This is a genomic window from Pantoea sp. SOD02, assembly GCF_024707505.1.
Lineage (GTDB): Bacteria > Pseudomonadota > Gammaproteobacteria > Enterobacterales > Enterobacteriaceae > Pantoea > Pantoea symbiotica.
The window spans coordinates 1,948,213-1,967,202 of record NZ_CP102604.1 but is presented as its reverse complement, the minus strand read 5'-3'; the positions used below and the strand labels follow the sequence as shown (position 1 = coordinate 1,967,202).

The 18,990-nt window shown below is 55.9% G+C and carries 16 protein-coding genes; 10 read left to right on the top strand and 6 right to left on the bottom strand.

Annotated features, from left to right (window positions below; genetic code table 11):
* Positions 1-6: 6 nt before the first annotated feature.
* Complete coding sequence (locus tag NR302_RS09200; protein WP_258145060.1) at positions 7-1,311, bottom strand: MFS transporter; 1,305 nt, start codon at positions 1,309-1,311, stop codon at positions 7-9.
* 230 nt (positions 1,312-1,541) lie between these two features.
* Between NR302_RS09200 and uxuA the strand changes: the two genes are divergently transcribed.
* The 4 genes from uxuA to NR302_RS09180 all read left to right on the top strand — a co-directional run bounded on the left by uxuA (position 1,542) and on the right by NR302_RS09180 (position 5,988).
* Positions 1,542-2,735 (top strand): mannonate dehydratase, encoded by a 1,194-nt coding sequence (gene uxuA / locus NR302_RS09195; protein ID WP_258145059.1) that lies wholly within the window; start codon positions 1,542-1,544, stop codon positions 2,733-2,735.
* On the top strand, positions 2,732-4,147 hold the full coding sequence (gene uxaC / locus NR302_RS09190; RefSeq protein WP_258145178.1) for a glucuronate isomerase: 1,416 nt from the start codon (positions 2,732-2,734) through the stop codon (positions 4,145-4,147). Before uxuA ends, uxaC begins: the two co-directional genes overlap by 4 nt.
* A gap of 124 nt (positions 4,148-4,271) precedes the next feature.
* Positions 4,272-5,048: a Uxu operon transcriptional regulator gene (gene uxuR, locus NR302_RS09185; protein ID WP_073980699.1), complete on the top strand. Its 777-nt coding sequence runs from the start codon at positions 4,272-4,274 to the stop codon at positions 5,046-5,048.
* Between the two features lie 46 nt (positions 5,049-5,094).
* Positions 5,095-5,988 (top strand): LysR family transcriptional regulator, encoded by an 894-nt coding sequence (locus NR302_RS09180; protein WP_258145058.1) that lies wholly within the window; start codon positions 5,095-5,097, stop codon positions 5,986-5,988.
* A gap of 98 nt (positions 5,989-6,086) precedes the next feature.
* Here NR302_RS09180 and NR302_RS09175 read toward each other — a convergent pair whose 3' ends face one another.
* The 4 genes from NR302_RS09175 to NR302_RS09160 all read right to left on the bottom strand — a co-directional run bounded on the left by NR302_RS09175 (position 6,087) and on the right by NR302_RS09160 (position 11,019).
* Positions 6,087-7,469, bottom strand: coding sequence for a Xaa-Pro peptidase family protein (locus tag NR302_RS09175; RefSeq protein ID WP_258145057.1), 1,383 nt, complete (start codon positions 7,467-7,469; stop codon positions 6,087-6,089).
* 590 nt (positions 7,470-8,059) lie between these two features.
* Entirely contained in the window at positions 8,060-9,352 is a 1,293-nt protein-coding gene (locus tag NR302_RS09170; RefSeq protein ID WP_258145056.1) for a sorbosone dehydrogenase family protein, read from the bottom strand.
* On the bottom strand, positions 9,349-9,771 hold the full coding sequence (locus NR302_RS09165; protein ID WP_258145055.1) for a DUF2231 domain-containing protein: 423 nt from the start codon (positions 9,769-9,771) through the stop codon (positions 9,349-9,351). The genes NR302_RS09170 and NR302_RS09165 overlap by 4 nt, the downstream gene beginning before the upstream one ends.
* Before the next feature lie 132 nt (positions 9,772-9,903).
* The gene (locus NR302_RS09160; RefSeq protein ID WP_258145054.1) at positions 9,904-11,019 is read right to left on the bottom strand and encodes an ABC transporter substrate-binding protein; all 1,116 of its coding nucleotides are present in this window, start codon (positions 11,017-11,019) and stop codon (positions 9,904-9,906) included.
* A 323-nt stretch (positions 11,020-11,342) separates the two neighbouring features.
* Between NR302_RS09160 and NR302_RS09155 the strand changes: the two genes are divergently transcribed.
* Genes NR302_RS09155 through NR302_RS09130 form a run of 6 tightly spaced genes read left to right on the top strand, consistent with a single transcriptional unit; the run spans position 11,343 to position 17,725 of the window.
* On the top strand, positions 11,343-12,497 hold the full coding sequence (locus tag NR302_RS09155) for a mandelate racemase family protein (protein ID WP_061720100.1): 1,155 nt from the start codon (positions 11,343-11,345) through the stop codon (positions 12,495-12,497).
* Positions 12,498-12,557: 60 nt separating this feature from the next.
* Positions 12,558-14,189, top strand: coding sequence for an ABC transporter substrate-binding protein (locus NR302_RS09150; protein WP_258145053.1), 1,632 nt, complete (start codon positions 12,558-12,560; stop codon positions 14,187-14,189).
* On the top strand, positions 14,186-15,211 hold the full coding sequence (locus tag NR302_RS09145) for an ABC transporter permease (protein WP_258145052.1): 1,026 nt from the start codon (positions 14,186-14,188) through the stop codon (positions 15,209-15,211). The genes NR302_RS09150 and NR302_RS09145 overlap by 4 nt, the downstream gene beginning before the upstream one ends.
* Positions 15,208-16,113: an ABC transporter permease gene (locus NR302_RS09140; RefSeq protein ID WP_061720102.1), complete on the top strand. Its 906-nt coding sequence runs from the start codon at positions 15,208-15,210 to the stop codon at positions 16,111-16,113. The genes NR302_RS09145 and NR302_RS09140 overlap by 4 nt, the downstream gene beginning before the upstream one ends.
* Entirely contained in the window at positions 16,085-16,951 is an 867-nt protein-coding gene (locus NR302_RS09135; protein ID WP_258145051.1) for an ABC transporter ATP-binding protein, read from the top strand. Before NR302_RS09140 ends, NR302_RS09135 begins: the two co-directional genes overlap by 29 nt.
* 18 nt (positions 16,952-16,969) lie before the next feature.
* Complete coding sequence (locus tag NR302_RS09130; protein WP_258145177.1) at positions 16,970-17,725, top strand: ABC transporter ATP-binding protein; 756 nt, start codon at positions 16,970-16,972, stop codon at positions 17,723-17,725.
* Between the two features lie 142 nt (positions 17,726-17,867).
* On the opposite strand, the gene NR302_RS09125 is transcribed toward NR302_RS09130, so the two are convergent.
* Positions 17,868-18,893, bottom strand: coding sequence for a Fic family protein (locus NR302_RS09125; RefSeq protein WP_258145050.1), 1,026 nt, complete (start codon positions 18,891-18,893; stop codon positions 17,868-17,870).
* Positions 18,894-18,990: the final 97 nt, after the last annotated feature.

Sequence of the window (18,990 nt, the reverse complement as noted above, 5' to 3'; positions counted from 1 at the left end):
ACTTTTTCATGCGCGCTGTGCGCGACGTTCAGCAATAAAAGCAATCAGGAATATGGCGCCAATCAGGTCGAAGAAGCCCATGGCGACAAACAGCGGATTAAATCCAATGGTGTCGGCGGTAACGCCGATCAGCAGTGAGAACAGGAAGCTGGAAATCCACGCGAACGAGCCGCGCATGCCGTTGACGGTGGCCATCTGGCCTTTATCAAACTTCTCTACCACCAGCGCGCTCAGCATGCAGGAGATGATCTGATGACCGAAGCCACCAATTGAGATCAACGCAATCGCCATATACGGATCTTTGGTCATCGCCACTGCGGCCAGAGACAGCATCAGGAACGCGCCGGTAACTGAACTGGCGACTACCGAGTTCACCTGGGTGAAGCCAAAAATTTTGGTGTAAAGGCGCGTCAAATAGCCGCTGGCGGCGCTGCCGAGGTCGGCGGCGAGGAACGGCAGCCAGGCGAACATGACGATCTGTTTCAGATCCATGCCGAGCTCTTTTGCCAGATAGAGCGGCACCCAGAAACTCAGTACGCCCCACGCCGGTTCGGCCATGAATGCCGGAATGGCAATGCCGTAGAAACGCTTGTTCTTCGATACGGTTTTCAACGCGGTAAAGAATGGCAGTTTCACTGCCGGTGGTTCGTTGTCCTGGCGGATGAAATCCAGTTCGGATTTCGACAAATTAGGGTGCTGATCGGGATCGCGATACAGCCACCACCACAGCAACACCCAACCCAGTGCCAGCGCGCCGGTGAACAGGAATGCGCCCTGCCAGCCGCCAAACGCCGCATGGGCAAAGTAGATAATCGGCGGTGCCAGCATAGCGCCGAGGGAGAATCCGACACCCGCCCAACCCGCGGCGATAGGACGCTCTTTTTTCGGGAACCATTCACCAATTACTTTGGCGTTGGCTGGCGTGGCAGCGGCTTCTGCGCTGCCCATAACAAAACGCAGAATCGCCAGATGCAGCCAACTGCCCGCTCCAGCATGGAATAAACAGGCAATGGCCCACACCGAGGCGCAGATCAGGAAGCCTACTTTCAGGCCAATCACATCAATCAACCAGCCACAAATCGGTTGGAAGAACGTATAGGCCAGCTGGAAGGCACCGACGATGTAGGAATATTGCTCGGTGGTGATGTTAAGGCTGTCTTTGAGCTCTGGGGCCAGCAGCCCTAACGAGTTACGCGTGATGTAATTGACCGTCACGCCGGCTAAGAACAGCACCAGCACCCACCAGCGCAAATGGCGGAAGGTGCGTTTGGTGCCAGCGGCGGTTATCCCTGGATTTAAACTGCGGTTCATCTGATTCTCCGTTAGTGAGTCATTTCTAACCATCCGCCAGGAGTGAACCACAGTTGCGAAAAGTGGTCGCCAGCTCGATGTCGCAAATGTGATCTGGTTAACCAAAATCACTCACCAGGTTGACTTAACCGGACAAAGAGCAGAGTTTTAACCGCGAATCGCGTGGTTAATGTTTGAAGTAACACGCTAGCAAGGAATATTGGTCAACCAATCGTGAGTGAGGTAACAACATGAAGCAGACCTGGCGCTGGTACGGCCCCAACGATCCTGTCTCTCTGGCCGATGCGCGCCAGGCGGGCGCAACCGGCATCGTCACCGCACTGCATCACATTCCCAACGGCGAAGTGTGGTCAGTCGACGAAATCATGCAGCGTAAGGCGCTGGTCGAAGCCGCAGGTTTGGTGTGGTCGGTGGTGGAAAGCGTGCCGATTCATGAAGAGATTAAAACCGGCAGCGGCCGCTGTCAGCACTGGATCAGCAACTATCAGCAGTCGCTGCGTAATCTGGCGCAGTGCGGCATCAAAACCGTGTGCTATAACTTCATGCCAATCCTCGACTGGACGCGTACCGATCTCGAATATCGGCTGCCGGATGGCGCGAAAGCCCTGCGCTTTGATCAGATTGAGTTCGCGGTATTCGAACTGCACATTCTGCAACGTCCCGGCGCGGAGCAGGATTACAGCGTGGAAGAGATCGCCCAGGCCGCTGAACGCTTTGCAACGATGAGTGAAGAGCACCGTAACCGCCTGATGCGTAACATCATTGCTGGTTTGCCGGGCGCTGAGGAAGGTTACACGCTGGATCAATTCCGCGCCCAGCTGGCGCGTTATGAAGGCATCGGTAAAGCCGAACTGCGTGAGAACTTTGCCACTTTCCTGCGTGCCATTGTTGCGGTTGCGGAAGAAGTGGGCGTGCGCATGGCGGTGCATCCGGACGATCCGCCGCGGCCGATTCTTGGTTTGCCGCGCATTGTTTCCAACGCTGACGATCTGCAGTGGATGATCGATACCGTCAGCAGCCCCGCCAACGGATTCACCATGTGTACCGGCTCGTACGGCGTACTGGCAGAGAATGATTTAGCCGGCATGGTCAAACGCTTCGGCCCGCGCATCTACTTCGCGCATCTACGATCCACCAAACGTGAAGAGAACCCCAACAGCTTCCACGAGGCCGCGCATTTAGGTGGCGATGTGGATATGTTTGCGGTGATCAAGGCGATTGCCGAAGAGGAACAGCGCCGTAAAGCTGCGGGCGAGGAAGATTTGATTCCAATGCGTCCCGACCACGGCCACCAAATGCTGGATGACCTGAAGAAGAAAACCAATCCCGGCTACTCGGCGATTGGTCGACTGAAAGGATTGGCTGAAATTCGCGGTGTCGAACTGGCGATCCACCGCGCCTATTTTGCTCAGGAAGCCCAATAATGCGCTTTATGGATGAAGATTTTCTGCTGCAGAGCGACATCGCGCGGCGCTTGTACCACGACTTCGCTGCGGACATGCCGATCTACGATTATCACTGTCACCTCAATCCGCAGGAGATTGCTGAAGATCGTCGCTTTGCCAACCTCGGCCAAATCTGGCTGGAAGGCGATCACTACAAATGGCGCGCGCTGCGCGCTGCGGGCGTGGATGAGTCGTTAATTACCGGCAAGAACACCAGCGACTACGACAAGTATCTCGCGTGGGCGCAAACGGTGCCCAAAACCCTTGGCAACCCGCTTTATCATTGGACGCACCTTGAGCTGCGTCGTCCGTTTGGCATCACTGATACGCTGTTTGGCCCGGACACCGCGCCTGCTATCTGGCAGCGCTGCGCTGAACAACTGGCGACGCCGGAATTTTCCGCGCGCGGCATCATGCGCCAGATGAAGGTGCGCATGGTGGGCACCACCGACGATCCGGTTGATTCGCTGCGCTATCACCGCCAAATCGCCGAAGACAGCAGCTTTGATATCGACGTTGCGCCGAGCTGGCGTCCGGACAAAGTCTTCAAAATCGAGCTGGAGGGTTTTGTCGACTATCTTGGTCGTCTGGAAGCCGCCGCCGATGTCGCCATCGACAGCTTCGATGCGTTACGCCGCGCGCTGTTACGACGCCTTGACCACTTCTCCGCTCACGGTTGTCGCGCATCGGATCACGGTATCGAAACCCTGCGCTTTGCGCCGGTGCCTGAAGACAGCGTGCTCGATACAATTTTGGCGAAACGTCGCCGTGGCGATGTGCTGGATGAATTGGAAATCGCCCAGTTCAGTAGCGCAGTATTGGTGTGGCTCGGCAGCGAATATGCGCGGCGCGGCTGGGTGATGCAGCTGCACATCGGCGCGATCCGTAACAACAGTACGCGCATGTTCCGCCAGCTTGGGCCAGACAGCGGTTTTGATTCGATTGGCGATAACAATATCGCCTGGCCGCTGGCGCGCCTGCTGGATGCAATGGACCTCAACGATCAGTTGCCAAAAACCATTCTCTATTGCCTCAATCCGCGTGATAACGAAGTGCTGGCCACCATGGCGGGCAACTTTCAGGGCGCGGGTATCGCTGGCAAAGTGCAGTTTGGCTCCGGCTGGTGGTTCAACGATCAGCGCGACGGCATGCTACGTCAGCTCGAGCAGCTGTCGCAAATCGGCTTACTTAGCCAGTTTGTTGGCATGCTGACCGATTCGCGCAGCTTCCTCTCCTACACGCGCCACGAATACTTCCGCCGTATTCTGTGTAATCTGCTGGCGCAGTGGGTGGAAGATGGCATTGTGCCGCATGATGAGCCGATGCTTGGCAGCATGCTGCGCGACATCTGCTTCAATAATGCCGAACGCTATTTCGCACTTAACGCTTAGTCATTAAGGCCTAGTCACTGCACGTCGTGACCAGGCCGATTCTTATTCGCTATGCTATAGTGCGCGTCTCTGAGTGAGGCTGTATCAGAGGTTGTGAATCCTTTAACACACAGAAAAGAGCACGATGAAAACTCAAACTTCAGCACAGCGCCCTTATCAGGAAGTCGGGGAAATGCTCCGCCAGATGATCACGCAGAAGCAGTATGCGGTGGGCGAACGGCTGCCGCCGGAGCGCGAACTCGCCGCGCTGCTGGACGTGACGCGCACGCTGGTGCGTGAAGCGCTGATCATGCTGGAGCTGGAAGGATTAATCGAGGTGCGTCGCGGTGCGGGCATCTACGTGATTCACGACTCGCCGCAACAGCCCGTTTCGCTTCACAAGGCCAGCAACGATGCCGGACCCTTTGAGATGTTGCAGGCGCGCCAGTTGCTGGAGAGCAATATCGCTGAGTTTGCTGCGCTGCAAGCCACGCGTGAAGACATCATGAAGATGCGCCAGGCGCTGGAGCTGGAAGAGAAAGAGCTGGCTTCCGGTGCGGTCAACCAAAGCGAAAATGGCGATCGTGATTTCCATCTGGCGATTGCTGAAGCCACGCACAACAGCATGCTGGTTGAGCTGTTTAAACAATCCTGGCAATGGCGTGAAGATAACGTGATGTGGAGCCAACTGCATCGCCACCTGGTCAACAACAATTACCGCAAACAGTGGCTCGACGATCACAAAAAGATCCTCGCGACGCTGATCAAAAAAGACGCGCGCGCCGCCAAACTGGCGATGTGGCAACATCTGGAAAACGTGAAACAACGGCTGCTGGAGTTCTCAGACGTCGATGATATCGATTTCGATGGTTATCTGTTTGAATCCTGGCCGCTGTACGCCACCCATAATCCGCCTAACTAATTTGCGTTTCCTCTTTTGACGCTACGACAGTAATAAGGTCAACCACATGCTGCGGGAAAACTTCAACGACCTGATCTATTTAGTGATGGTGGCGCGCGAATGTAGCTTCACGCGCGCCGCAGCTAAATTAGGCGTGTCGCAATCGGCATTAAGCCACTCGATTCGCGGTCTTGAAGAGCGATTAAACACGCGTTTATTAACGCGCACCACGCGCAGCGTCGCGCCAACCGAAGCCGGTGAAAACCTGATTCAAAGTGTGGCGCCGATGATGGCCGATATTGAGAAAGCTCTGCTGCAACTAGCCGATAATCAGGGCAAGCCGTCAGGGAATATTCGTATTACCGCTGGTGAACATGCGTTGTCTTCGACGTTGTGGCCGCTGCTCAAACCGTTTCTGCAAACCTATCCAGAAGTGAATGTGGAACTCTCTGTCGATAACACCTTAACGGATATTGTCAGCGGGCGTTTCGATGCTGGCGTGCGACTGGGTGAAAGCATTGAGAAAGATATGGTGGCGGTGCGAATCGGGCCTGACTGGAAAATGGTAACTGTTGCATCGCCTGACTATTTGCAAAAACACGGCATTCCCACCACGCCCTACGAATTGCAGAATCACAACTGCATTAATATGCGCCTTCCTACGCTGGGAGGATTATATAGCTGGGAGTTCAGCAAAGATGGCAAAGATATTCGCGTTAAAGTTGAAGGGCAGCTGATATTTAATAATCTGGCTTCGCGTATTGATGCGGTACTGTCCGGCATGGGTATCGCTCATGTCCCCGAGGATACCGTTAAACAGCACATCGCCACCGGCGAACTCCAATGCCTGCTTGAAGACTGGAGCGAACCTTTTAGCGGATATTATCTCTATTATCCGAGCCGCAAACAGCACACCGCCGCGTTTGAGAAATTGATTGAAGCCATTAAATATAAGGGCTGAAAGATCGTCAATTGAGCCTTTAGGTCACCATAAATGGCGACCCTACAATGAGCACGATTTTGTAGGGTCGCCATTCATGGCGACCTCAGCTAATAACATCAACTCACCACGCTCAATGCCAAATCCTTCGCCAAAAAGAACGGCCGCAAATATGCCACGCTATTCGACAGCGGCAAGATTTCATCGCTGAGCTGAATGCCGATGGTTTCCCGCAAATAACGGCGGCGGGTTTCGATGCGTTGCCACAGCGCCGGATATTGATTGCGGATGTCGCTTTGCAGCGCCGCATCAGCCAGCAGCACGCACTCTTCGGCGCTGGCACCGTTGTAGCCCGGCACCGATGGGATGATATCAATTTGCAGCATCATGCCGCTTTTGAGCAATTCGGTGGAATGATGATAAATCGGTGAAGACATCCACTCTTCATCCGCCACCAGATGTCCCGGATTGAGATGCCAGCCGAAGCGCTCTTTTGGCAACATCTGCTCGATAAGCTGATACAGTGCCCCGCCGCTCATGCCGCAGCGAATATTTTCCAGCCACGCCACCACCGCCGAGAAATAGGGTTTGGCGATGCGATCCAGATAATCTTGCTGGCCTGGCGGCAGTTCGCTTTGCTCGGCAATGACGAAACCGCTGCGGCTGGAGAGCCCGCCTTTGAAGGCGGTAGTCAGCGAGATCGGATCGCCGCGTTGCACTTTTTTGTAAGTCGGATAGAGATTCGCCTTGTCGAAACGGCTGCCGGTCGCGGCGATGGTCACCACCGTGTTGCATTGCCCTTCCGCCTGAAGTAACGCGCCCAACTCGGTTTCACGCACGCCCACCTCGATGGCATTTAGCGCCTCCAGCATGCAATTTGATGCGAGGTTTGCGCCATATTCGTAATGCGCGATTTCATTGGCATTGCAGGTGGTGCGCGCGCCGTGATCGCCAATAAACAAGTGGATGGCATTTTCTAATAAGGCGTTATGGCTGAGCGTGCGCTGGATGGCGTCGACAATAAAGTACGGCAGATCAAACATAGCGCGCCCATTGCCCGCAGCAGGCGTAAACATCTTCCAGCCCACCAGCCCGACTTTATCACCGTTGGCTAAGCCAGCGTCTTTGAACAGGCTTTCCAGCGGCGCTTCATTGTCCATGGGCTGATTGGGTAGCGAGAAGTATGGCGTGTGCACCAGCGCAGCAGAGGTGCGTGAGAAGCGCGCCATTTTGAGGTTTTCGTTACCCAGTACCAGCGTGCAATCCCCGAACTGATTCAGCAGCAGCAATCCTTCTTCGAAACGCGGGATAAATCCGGTGAGATATTCGAAATTGCTGCCGTGTTCCTTGTCGGCGTAGATCACCAGCCAGTCAAAACCCTCGCGCTGCATGCCCGCCAGCAGCGTGTTTTTGCGCTGCAACAGCGTGTCATCGGTGAGAAAAACCGGTTCCACGTCGCTGAACTTCACCGGCGCGCTAATCGGCCCAAACGTGATTGCCATGATGCACTTCCTCGCATTACAGAATGAGATGAGGATAGTAGCGTTTTTAGCGCAGCGGATTTTGATCCACGCGAAAAAAGGCGGAGGGGTGAGCTCCGCCTTGTCTCAAGTTCCGATCAGTGTGCCTGACCGGTCAGTTGCAAAAGGGCAACGATGATTTGAAGAATGATGCGGACGATGTCCAGCAGCAATCGAACAAGTTCCATCACTTTCCTTCTCCTCTGAGAGGAGCGCGCCTTTCAGCTGCCGGGGCTTTGACTCCACCCGCCGACCGCCTAAGCACAATTGTGAGGAGTGCTGAGCGGCTCTCATTGTAAAAGCCACAGGCCAGCACCACCTGAAACCTGCCGGGATTTGACTATCCGCGCCCCTGGAGTCATCAGAAAAACAATGAGGCTTCGCTCGTCACTCAACACCTGTATAACCATACAGTATTATGGCAAAACTTGAAATATATCGCCGCACATTTTATTATCGCCTTTGTGAGGAGTGCTGAGCACCCCGTTCGCGGCGCGGTTACCAGCCGGTTAGCGAACATAAAAAAAAGGATTTGGCTTAATGCCAAATCCTTTTTTATTGCCCGCGATTGATTATCTGGCGGAACTGATACGCCAGATGGTATTTCCCGCATCATCGGCAATCAACACGCCGCCCTGCTGATCGGTGGCTAAACCCACCGGCAAACCGCGCACCTGCTTCTGATCGTCCGTCAGGAAACCAGTCACTACCGGCTGTGGCTGCCCTACCGGTTTCCCATTCTCGAATTTCACCCACACCACCTGATAGCCGTTGAGCGGCGTGCGGTTCCAGCTGCCGTGCTCGCTGATAAACGCGCCGCCACGATACTGCGGCATATTATCCGCGCCGTAGAACAACAGGCCGAGCGGTGCAACGTGTGAGCTCAGGGCATAATCCGGTTTGATCGCTTTCTCCACCAAATCTGGCCTTTGCGGCTGCGCGCGTTCATCTACATGCTGGCCATAATAGCTGTAGGGCCAGCCGTAGAAGCCTTTGTCCTGCACCGACGTCAGGTAATCTGGCACTAAATCCGAACCGATCTCGTCGCGTTCATTAACGACAGCCCACAGCTTGCCGCTTTGCGGCTCCCACTGTAAGCCGGTTGGATTGCGCAGGCCGCTGGCATAAATCCGGCTGGCGCCGCTGGCCGCATCCACTTCCAGCACTGCCGCACGGCGATACTCTTCGCCAATGCCGTTTTCCGTCACGTTACTGTTCGATCCCACGCCGACATAAAGCTTACTGCCGTCGGGGCTGGCGAGCAGCGATTTGGTCCAGTGATGGTTAATCGGCCCGCCCGGCAGTTCGGTCACTTCCACCGGCGGCGTGCGGATCTCGGTTTGCCCGGTCTCATACGGGAATTTCACCAGGCTATCGGCATTCGCCACATACAAGGTGTTGCCCACCAGCTGCATGCCAAACGGTGCGGTTAGATTTTCGATGAAGCGATGTTGCTCCCATTTGCCGTTAACGTTACGCAACAAGGTGATGCGATTACCGCCCGCGCCGCCTTTGCCGGACGCTTTCTGCACCAGTCCCATGATCAACTCTTTGGGCGCGCTGATGGTTTTAGCCATGCCATTGGATTCCGCCACCAGCACGTCATTGTTCGGCAGCACCAACACCTGACGTGGATGCTGCAGATTTTCGGCGATCTTTTCGATCTTCAACCCATCCGCCACTTTCGGCATTTCACCGGCTTTCCACGGCGTGCCTTCCGGAACCTGCATCGGCGGCATAAAGAAGTTTTGCGCCTGCGGCAGTTCAGGATTTGGGCCAATTTGCTTTTGAGGATCGATCAGCGCCCCGTCGTCACAAGCGCTGAGCAGCATCGCGATGGCTACCGCGCTGAGTAAGTGTTTCATACGCGACCTCCTTGCGTGCGACGTTCGCGCAACACCAGCTGCACGTTAGCGATCAGCAGCAGCGCTACCACCAACGTCGACAGCGTCACGCCCAATGGCACCACCGCGTACGCATCGCGACTGTGAATAAAGGCATTAACCACCGCCAGTACGATTGCCAGCAGCGACAGCCAGAAATGGGTTTTCTCGTTTGGCCGCGCGCCGCGGAATAAATAAATCAAACTGATTAATCGTGGCAGGATAGCCAGCACCAGACCAATGGTGATCAGCCAGCTGGCCGATTTGGTCCACATGATGACGAAGGTTTGCAAATAGAGGATATCGAAAAACCAGGCGGCAACAAAAAAGCCCAGCGGCAACGGTTCCAGCAGCGTATACAACGTCACACCGAACACCGATCTTCCTGAGGTATGAAACATTACTCTCTCCCTTTTACCGTATTAACATCAGATGGTGCACGCGTTTCGCTTTTCTGAAACAACGCGCCACCACCTGTGAAATATTAGTAAAGATAAACAGTAACGTTTAACACTTATCTAACACGTTCAAACTTAAGACTTATCTGCCGGCAGGCTTACCCAATAACCGGGCTGATAAGGCAATGGCAGGAACTTTTCGTGGAACTCACGGAACGTGGCGTCCGGATCGAGATCGGCAAACAGTTCAGGATGCAGCCACTTCGCCAGCGCCTGAATCGCGACAAACTGATACGGGCTGTCGTAGAACTGATGCCAGATGGCATGCGCGTTACCGTTGTGCGCTACCGGCAGCGTTTTGAAGGCATCACGCATCATCAGCAGCTGCAAACGCGCTGTCGCTTCTTTCACATCCGCACCGGGACCCACGCCGACCCATTTGCCAACGGTGTTGTAGTTTTTCCAGTTCGCACCGGTTACCACCACCACATCGGGACGGCTAGCGATGATCTGCTCAGGATTGAGCGTGCCGAAGGTGCCTGGAATCAGGTCTTTGGCAATATTGCTGCCGCCCGCCAGTTCCACCATCTGACCAAAGTTCTCGTTACCAAACGACATGCAGCACTCGTCGGTGTAGCCGCCAGCACGATCAATCATCACTTTCGGGCGCGTGCCGTTGAAGTTCTTCAGGCGATCGGTCACCTTTTCGATTTGCGCACGGCGGAACGCCACGATCTCTTCGGCGCGCTGCGGATTGTTGACCAGCTCGCCCATAATGCGAATGCTTTGCTCAGCATGTTCCATCGGCTTCTCGCGGAAGTCGATAAACACCACCGGCACGCCCACCGCTTGCAACTTCTCGATCAACTTGCCTTCGTCGGTCGCGGCTTTGGATTCGAGGTTCATCAGCACCAAATCCGGCTTAAGTGTCAGCGCCTGCTCGACGTTAAAGGTGCCATCTTTCGCGCCACCAAAGGTCGGCAGCTTTTTGATCTGCGGATATTTCTTCTCATACGCCATATAGCCGTCGTAATCGGCTTTATGGAAATCGTCGCGCCAGCCCACCACGCGCTGGAACGGCGCGGCAGTATCAAACGCCGCCAGCAGATACATCTGACGACCTTCGCCGAGAATGATGCGTTTGGATTCTTCTTTGACTTCAACCTGTCGTCCAGCCACATCGGTAATCGTTTTAGCAGAAGCGTAACTCGCCACCGCCAGTAACCCCAGTGCAAACAGCCATTTTTTCATTTGATCTACCCGGAATGATAATGATTATTATTAAAATTTCGCGGCGTCACTATTACCTGGCTGACAGCAAATGAAAAGCCCAGGAGACACATTTTTTTACATTCCCTCAGAGATTTCCCACTGTGCAATCGCTCACAAAATGCCCTTCATTCGTGAAAAACCTCACAGTGTACCGGGCAAATGCCCAATTAATCGCCGCGCTATCCCGCGCTTTGGCTAATGCGTAAACAAAATGTGAACGCTAAATTACAAAATGAAACGGCGTTTTATTTTTTATGTTAATGCCCAACTGGGCAAGCTACCGAGTTGAAGGAGGAGTTACCGTGAAGATCAGTGCCATTGATGTCACCCTGTTTAGCTACCCTACGCGCCGCGTCTCTGACAGCGCCGGACATTCGCATCCCGGCGCAGAGACCGATGCGCAAATGGCGCTGCTGACCATCACCAGCGAAGATGGCGATTGCGGCTACGCCTTCGCCCCGGCCGAAGTGATTCGTCCGCACGTGGTAAACGCCTTCTTCCGCAAAGTGCTGATTGGGCAAAATGCCTTTGATCGCGAACGTCTGTGGCAGGATTTGGTGCACTGGCAGCGCGGTAGCGCCCATCAACTCACCGAACGCGCGTTATCGGCGGTGGAACAGGCGCTGTGGGATTTGATTGGCCGCAAACTCAAGCAGCCGGTGCATAAGTTGCTCGGCGGCTATCGCGAGAAAATCCCTGCTTACGGCAGCACCATGTGCGGCGATGAGCTGGAGGGCGGTTTATCCACCCCCGACGAATACGCGCAGTTTGCCGAAAAGCTGGTCGCGCGCGGTTATCAAGCCATCAAACTGCACACCTGGATGCCGCCGGTGTCATTCGCGCCAAGTCCACAAATGGACATCAAAGCTTGCGCTGCGGTGCGCGAAGCGGTTGGTCCAGACATCGCCCTGATGCTCGACGGCTATCACTGGTACAGCCGCAGCGATGCGCTCACCATCGGTAAAGCATTGGAAAAACTCAATTTCGCCTGGTTCGAAGAGCCGATGGAAGAAGAAAGCATGGCGTCGTACGCGTGGCTGGCGGAAAACCTCAGTATTGATGTGCTCGGCCCGGAAAGTCTCGGCGGTAAACACCACAGCCGCGCCGATTGGGTGCGTGCCGGTGCCTGCGACATTCTGCGCGCCGGTGCGAACGGCGTTGGCGGCATCTCCGCCACCATGAAGGTAGCCAGTCTCGCCGAAGCCTTTGGTATGGATTGCGAAGTGCACGGCAACGGCGCCGCCAGCATCGCGGTGGTTGGCGCCATCCGCAACTGCCGCTGGTACGAACGCGGTCTGCTGCATCCGTTCCTTGATTACGAACAGCCACCCGCCTATCTCAACGCGCTGGTCGATCCGATGGATGCCGACGGTTTTGTGCATCTGCCAACGCGCCCTGGACTTGGGGAGGACATCAATTTCGCGTGGATTGAGACGCACACGCTAAATCGCTGGTAAGCGCCCAACACAAGCAGTACGGCAAAAAACTATAAACCTCTGACCTGCTGGACTTTGCTTATGAACCTGATGAACCCCTGCAGAGCGTGGTGCGCCGCGCTGCTGCTGCTCACCTGTAGCCCGTCGCTACTGGCGTCCACGCCAGACGACCAGCTAATTGTGGGCATGAACATGAACAACTTACTCACACTCGATCCCGCCGCCATGACCGGCAATGAAGTGGTCGGCATTGTGGTTAATCTCTATGACGGTTTAGTCGAGTTAGATCCGCAACAGCTCACCAACGTGCGCCCGGCGCTGGCGGAGCGTTGGGAGATCAGCCCCGACAATCGTCAACTCACCTTCCATCTTCGTGACAATGTCACCTTCCACTCCGGCAATCCGTTGAGCAGCGCCGATGTGATTTGGTCGATGCGCCGCGTGCTGCACCTTAATCTGGCGCAGGCGTCGGTATGGAAATCTTACGGCTTTAGCAAAGAGAACGTGGATCAGATGATCACCGCGCCGGACGCGCGCACGGTGGTGATTCGCCTGCCCAAGCCTAACGATCCCAAGCTGGTGCTCTACTCGCTGGCAGCGCTCGGCAGCATGGTGGTGCTCGACAGCAAAACCGTGCAGGCGCAGGCGGTGAATAACGATTGGGGCAATCGCTGGCTCACCACCCATGAAGCGGGTTCCGGGCCGTTTCGCCTGGATGTGTGGCAGGCCAAAGATGTGCTGCGCATCAGCCGCGATGCCAATTACTGGCGCGGTGCGCCGAAGTTGACGCGCGTGGTGTTCCGTCATCTGCAGGAGTCGCAAACCTTGCGCCTGATGATGGAAAAAGGCGATCTTGATATCGCCAGCAATATGGCGATCCCCGATGTGAAAGCGCTGCGCCACGATCCCGATCTCACCATCGACGCGGTACAAAAAGGCACGATTTATTACCTGGCGATGAGCATGAAAGACGATCACTTCGCCAATCCGCAGGTGCGCGAAGCGCTGCGTTATCTGGTGGATTATCAGGGGATTAACAAAACGCTGATGGCCGGTTACGGCACGCTGCATCAGCGGCCGATTCAATCCGGCATGCCGGCGACGCTGCCCGATCCGGGCTACAAGCTGGATGTGCCACGCGCCAAAGCGCTGCTCGCCGCCGCCGGTTATCCCAACGGTTTTGATACCACGCTGCGCGTGCTGGCCGATCAGCCGTTCCTTAATGTCGCCATTGCGATTCAGTCCACGCTAATGCAGGGCGGGATTCGCGCCAAAATCATCACCGGCACCGGCAACCAGATTTACGGTGCGATGCGTGAACGCCAGTTCAACCTGCTGGTGGGACGCGGCGGCAGCGGCGTGGAGCCGCATCCGCACTCCAGCCTGCGCGCGCTGGTGTATAACCCGAATAATGCCGATAGCGCGCGACTCACCAATTTTCAGGGCTGGCGCACCGGTTTTTATGACGCGCAGCTGAACAGCATGATCGATAAAGCGCTGCTGGAGCGCGATATAAAACAGCAACAGCAGGATTACTTCGCCATCCAGCAGCGCTACGACCAGCTGATTCCGGCGCTGATGCCAATCTCGCAAATGACCGATTCGGTGGTGGTGAATAATCGCGTGCAGGATTACGTGCCGCATCCGTCGGCCACCACTTTCCTGCGTGACGTTTGGAAAACGCCAGACAGCCTGGCGGGAGGTGCGCAATGAAGCTAACAAAAAGCCACTGGCGACGCCTGCGTAGCCGCAGCGTGCAGGTCGCGATCACGCTGTTTGGCCTGCTGCTGCTGACCTTCTTTATTGGTCGCGTGATGCCGCTCGATCCGGTGCTGGCGATTGTCGGGCCGGATGCCGACCACAACACCTATCAGCAGGTTTATCACCAGCTCGGCTTCGATAAACCGCTGTGGGTGCAGTTTGGTATCTATCTGCAAGGCCTGCTGCACGGCAACCTCGGGCTGGCGCTGCTGACCGGCCAGCCGGTGATCAACGATATCCTGCGCGTCTTCCCGGCCACGGTGGAACTGGCAACGCTGGCGATTGTGATCGGTACCGGCCTCGGCGTCCCGCTGGGCGTGTGGGCCGCCGCGCGTCGCAACAGCGTGATTGACTATCTGGTGCGCATCATCAGCCTGGCGGGTTACTCCACGCCGATCTTCTGGGTGGGCATGGTCGGCCTGCTCTTGTTTTATGCCCATCTCGGCTGGGTCGGCGGCGCCGGGCGTGTTGATTTCAGTCTCGATGGCATTGTGCCCCGTCGCACCGGTTTTCTGCTGATCGATGCCTTGCTGGTTGGCAACTTTACGGTGTTCAGCAATGCGCTCACTCATCTGATTCTGCCCGCGTCGCTGCTCGGCTTTCACTCGCTGGCTTACATCAGCCGCATGACGCGCAGCTTTATGCTGGCACAGCTGTCGCAGGAGTTCATTTTGACGGCGCGGGTGAAAGGCCTCAGCGAATGGCAGGTGATTTGGCAGCACGCGTTCCGCAATATTCTGGTGCAGCTGCTGACGGTGGTAGCGCTGGCGTACGGCTCGCTGCTGGAGGGCGCGGTGCTGATTGAAACCGTGTTCTCGTGGCCCGGTTTTGGCTCCTATCTCACCGGCAGTTTGATGCTCGGCGATATGAATGCGGTGATGGGCTGCGTGCTGGTGGTCGGCCTGATTTTCGTGCTGCTCAATCTTCTCTCTGACCTGCTCTATCAGGTGTTCGATCCGAGGACCAAAGTATGACGATTTCTCTCGATACGCCGTTAGCCAGCCAGACGCGCGAACGGCTGGCGCGCTGTCGCCGCACCGGCGCACGTATCGGCCATTTTCTCTGGCAGATGGCGCGCAACCCGTTAACCGCGATTGGCGGCGGCATCATTTTGCTGCTGCTGATAGTGGCGCTGTTCGCGCCGTGGATCGCACCCTACCATCCGCTGATTCAGGATCTCAACAATGCGCTGACGCCACCCAACGCGCAGCACTGGTTTGGCACCGATGAGTTTGGCCGCGACATCTTCAGCCGTCTGGTGTGGGGCGCGCGCATCACGCTGTATATCGTGCTGCTGGTATCGATCACCGTTGGCCCGCTGGGTTTGCTGCTCGGCGTCACCGCCGGTTACTTCGGCGGCAAAGTCGATAGCGTGTTGATGCGCGTCACCGACATCTTCATCTCCTTTCCGAGCCTGGTGCTGGCGCTGGCGTTTGTCGCCGCGCTCGGTCCGGGACTGGAGCATGTGGTGATCGCTATTACCCTCACCGCCTGGCCGCCGATTGCACGCCTGGCGCGCGCCGAAGCGCTGTCGCTGCGCCAGGCCGATTTTGTCTCCGCGGTGCGCTTACAGGGCGCCTCTTCACTGCGCATTTTGTGGAAGCACATTGTGCCGCTGTGCCTGCCGTCGGTGATCATCCGCATCACCATGAATATGGCGGGCATCATCCTCACCGCTGCCGGACTGGGTTTTCTCGGTTTGGGGGCGCAGCCACCGGATCCGGAATGGGGTGCGATGATCGCCAGCGGCCGCACTTACATGCTGGAGTGTTGGTGGGTGGTGACGGTGCCGGGTCTGGCGATTCTGATCAACAGCTTAGCGTTCAACTTCTTAGGAGATGGCTTACGTGACATCCTCGATCCCCGCAGCGAATAACGCTGCACCGTTGCTCGACGTGCAGGATTTACAGGTCAATTTCGTCAATGGCCGGCTGGTGACGCCCGCCGTGCGCGGCATCTCCTTCCAACTGGGCAAGGAGAAACTGGCGATTGTCGGCGAATCCGGTTCCGGCAAATCCACCGTGGGCCGCGCACTGTTACAGCTGCATCCGCGCAGCGCGCAGGTCACGGCGCAGCGCATGCAGTTTGGTGACGTGGATCTACTGCGCGCCACGCCAGCACAGATGCGCGCCATTCGCGGCAAGCGCATCTCAATGATTATGCAGGACCCGAAATACTCGCTGAATCCGGTGGTGCGCGTGGGCGAGCAAATTGCTGAAGCCTGGCGCAGCCATCATCCCGGCCAGCGCGAGGTTGCGCGGCAGCGAACGATGGAGATGCTCGAAGTGGTGCAGGTGCGCGATCCGGGCCGCATCTACCAATGTTATCCGCACGAAATTTCCGGCGGTCAGGGCCAGCGCGTGATGATCGCCATGATGCTGATTACCGATCCTGAACTGCTGATTGCCGATGAGCCCACTTCGGCGCTGGATGTTTCGGTGCGTTTGCAGGTGCTGGCGCTGCTGGACGATTTAGTGAAACAGCGCGGTCTGGGGCTGATTTTTATCAGTCACGACATCAATCTGGTGCGGCGCTTCTGTGACCGCGTATTGGTGATGTATGCCGGGCGCGTGGTGGAGTCGCTGGCGGCCAGCGAGCTCGATCAGGCGCAGCATCCCTATACACAAGGCTTACTCGCCGCGCTGCCGGATATGGATCAACGTCGCGCCCGTCTGCCGGTGCTGCAACGTCAGGCCAGCTGGCTGCAACCCTAAGGAGCAATGATGAACGAGATGATCCGCGTAAGTAATCTCAACCTCAGTTTCGGTGAGGAGGAGCGGCGTAATCAGGTGCTGTTCGACGTTAATTTGTCGATTCGTCAGGGTGAAATTTTTGGCCTGGTCGGCGAGTCGGGATCGGGTAAAACCACGGTACTCAAATGCCTTGCCGGGCTGTTTACTCAGTGGCACGGTGAGCTGGCGATTGATGGCGTGCCGCTCGAACATCGTATCGCCCGCGAGCGCTGCCGCAGCGTGCAGATGGTGTTTCAGGATCCCTACGGATCGCTGCATCCGCGTCACACCATCGGCGATATTCTCGAGGAGCCGCTACAGATTCACGGCATCGGTCAGCGCCAGCAGCGCGTTATCGCCATGCTGGAGAAGGTCGGCCTCAATCGCGCGTGGCAAACCCGCTATCCGCATCAGCTGTCCGGCGGTCAACGCCAGCGCGTCGCGATTGCCCGCGCGCTGATTCTGGAACCGCGCGTGCTGCTGCTGGATGAACCGACCTCGGCGCTGGATGTCTCGGTGCAAGCGGAGATCCTCAATCTGCTCAGCGATTTGCAGCAGCAGGAGAAACTGACCTATCTGATGGTGACGCACGATCTCGCCGTGGTGGCGCATCTGTGCCATCGCGTGGCGGTGATGCAGCACGGCAAAGTACTGGAGACGCTGGATGTCGATGCGCTGGTGCACAATCGCGCGCAGGTGGCCTATACGCAGATGCTAGTGGATGCGAGCCGGCAGGATAACGGGGTTTTGGCGTAGGGTCGCCATTTATGGCGACCACTTTACCAGGTGCGCATGAATGCGCACCCTACGAAAAACGCGCCAGTCCTTTGTAGGGTCGCCATTTATGGTGACCGAAACGCACGCAGTAGTTGAATGAGTTTATGCAAAGCTCACCCTATCAAATCACTCGCCAATAGCCGCCCCTAGCCGCCCCCACTCTTTCCAGCCGATGATGTGATTGGAGGAGTTTTAAATTACGCTCAATGGTTCTGCTACTCACTCCCAACAACTGAGTCAGATCAGCAATGGTCATATCAGGTGATTTACTCAGGGCAGCAAATATTTTTACGGCGGTGGCAGGAAGTTTAGCATTATTTTTCTCCGACATTTTCTCCGACGCTTTCTCCGACATTTCTAATGTCGAAATGTCGGTAGAAGAAGAGTGCAAACCAATACCTTCAACTAATGCTTCAATCAACTTTTCCAGCATGAAAGCGATAAACGGAGTGCAATCACTGGCCCGATCACATTCGCCTAAAACGCGATAATAATGCTGCTGCTGATTATGGATCAGCGTTTCAACCGGAAGCCAGGCGAACTCAGGACGCCATTCGCTGAGAATTAATGTTTGCCATAATCTTCCCATGCGTCCATTGCCATCGGTGAAAGGATGAATAAATTCAAATTCATAATGGAAGATAGAGCTGGCAATTAACGGGTGAATATCTGTGCTTTTTAGCCAATAGAGCAAATCCCCCACCAGGCGTGAAACCTGGTTCGCCGGTGGTGCCATATGGATAAGTTGCTGTTCGCGATACACCCCAACATTGCCATTACGTAATTGACCCGGCGCATCGACCAGTCCCATCATCAGCAACTGATGCGCCGCCAGTAAATCGGCTAGTTTTGCGCTTTGCCAGTCATTGAGCTTTTCATAAGCCAGAATAGCGTTGCGCACTTCCTGAATATCTTTAGCCGGAGCCAATACACGCTTGCCTTCCATGATCGCTGTCACCTGCTCGGTTGACAGACTGTTGTGCTCAATCGCCAGTGAAGCCTGAATGGTACGAATGCGATTCTCTTTGCGCAAAAGCGGTGAAGATTGTTCTGCCTGAGCAGCCCAGCGGCCTAGTAATTCACCTACTTCAATCACCCGATTCAGGATGGTTGGCGTGATGGTGTAAGGCGGCTGATAACCTGCCATGCGTCTCTCCCTTGATGATTGCTGATATTTACCAGACGGCTACAACGATGAAATTAAGCGTGACCTGCGAGGATATTACAATTTTGGTCATCGTGTG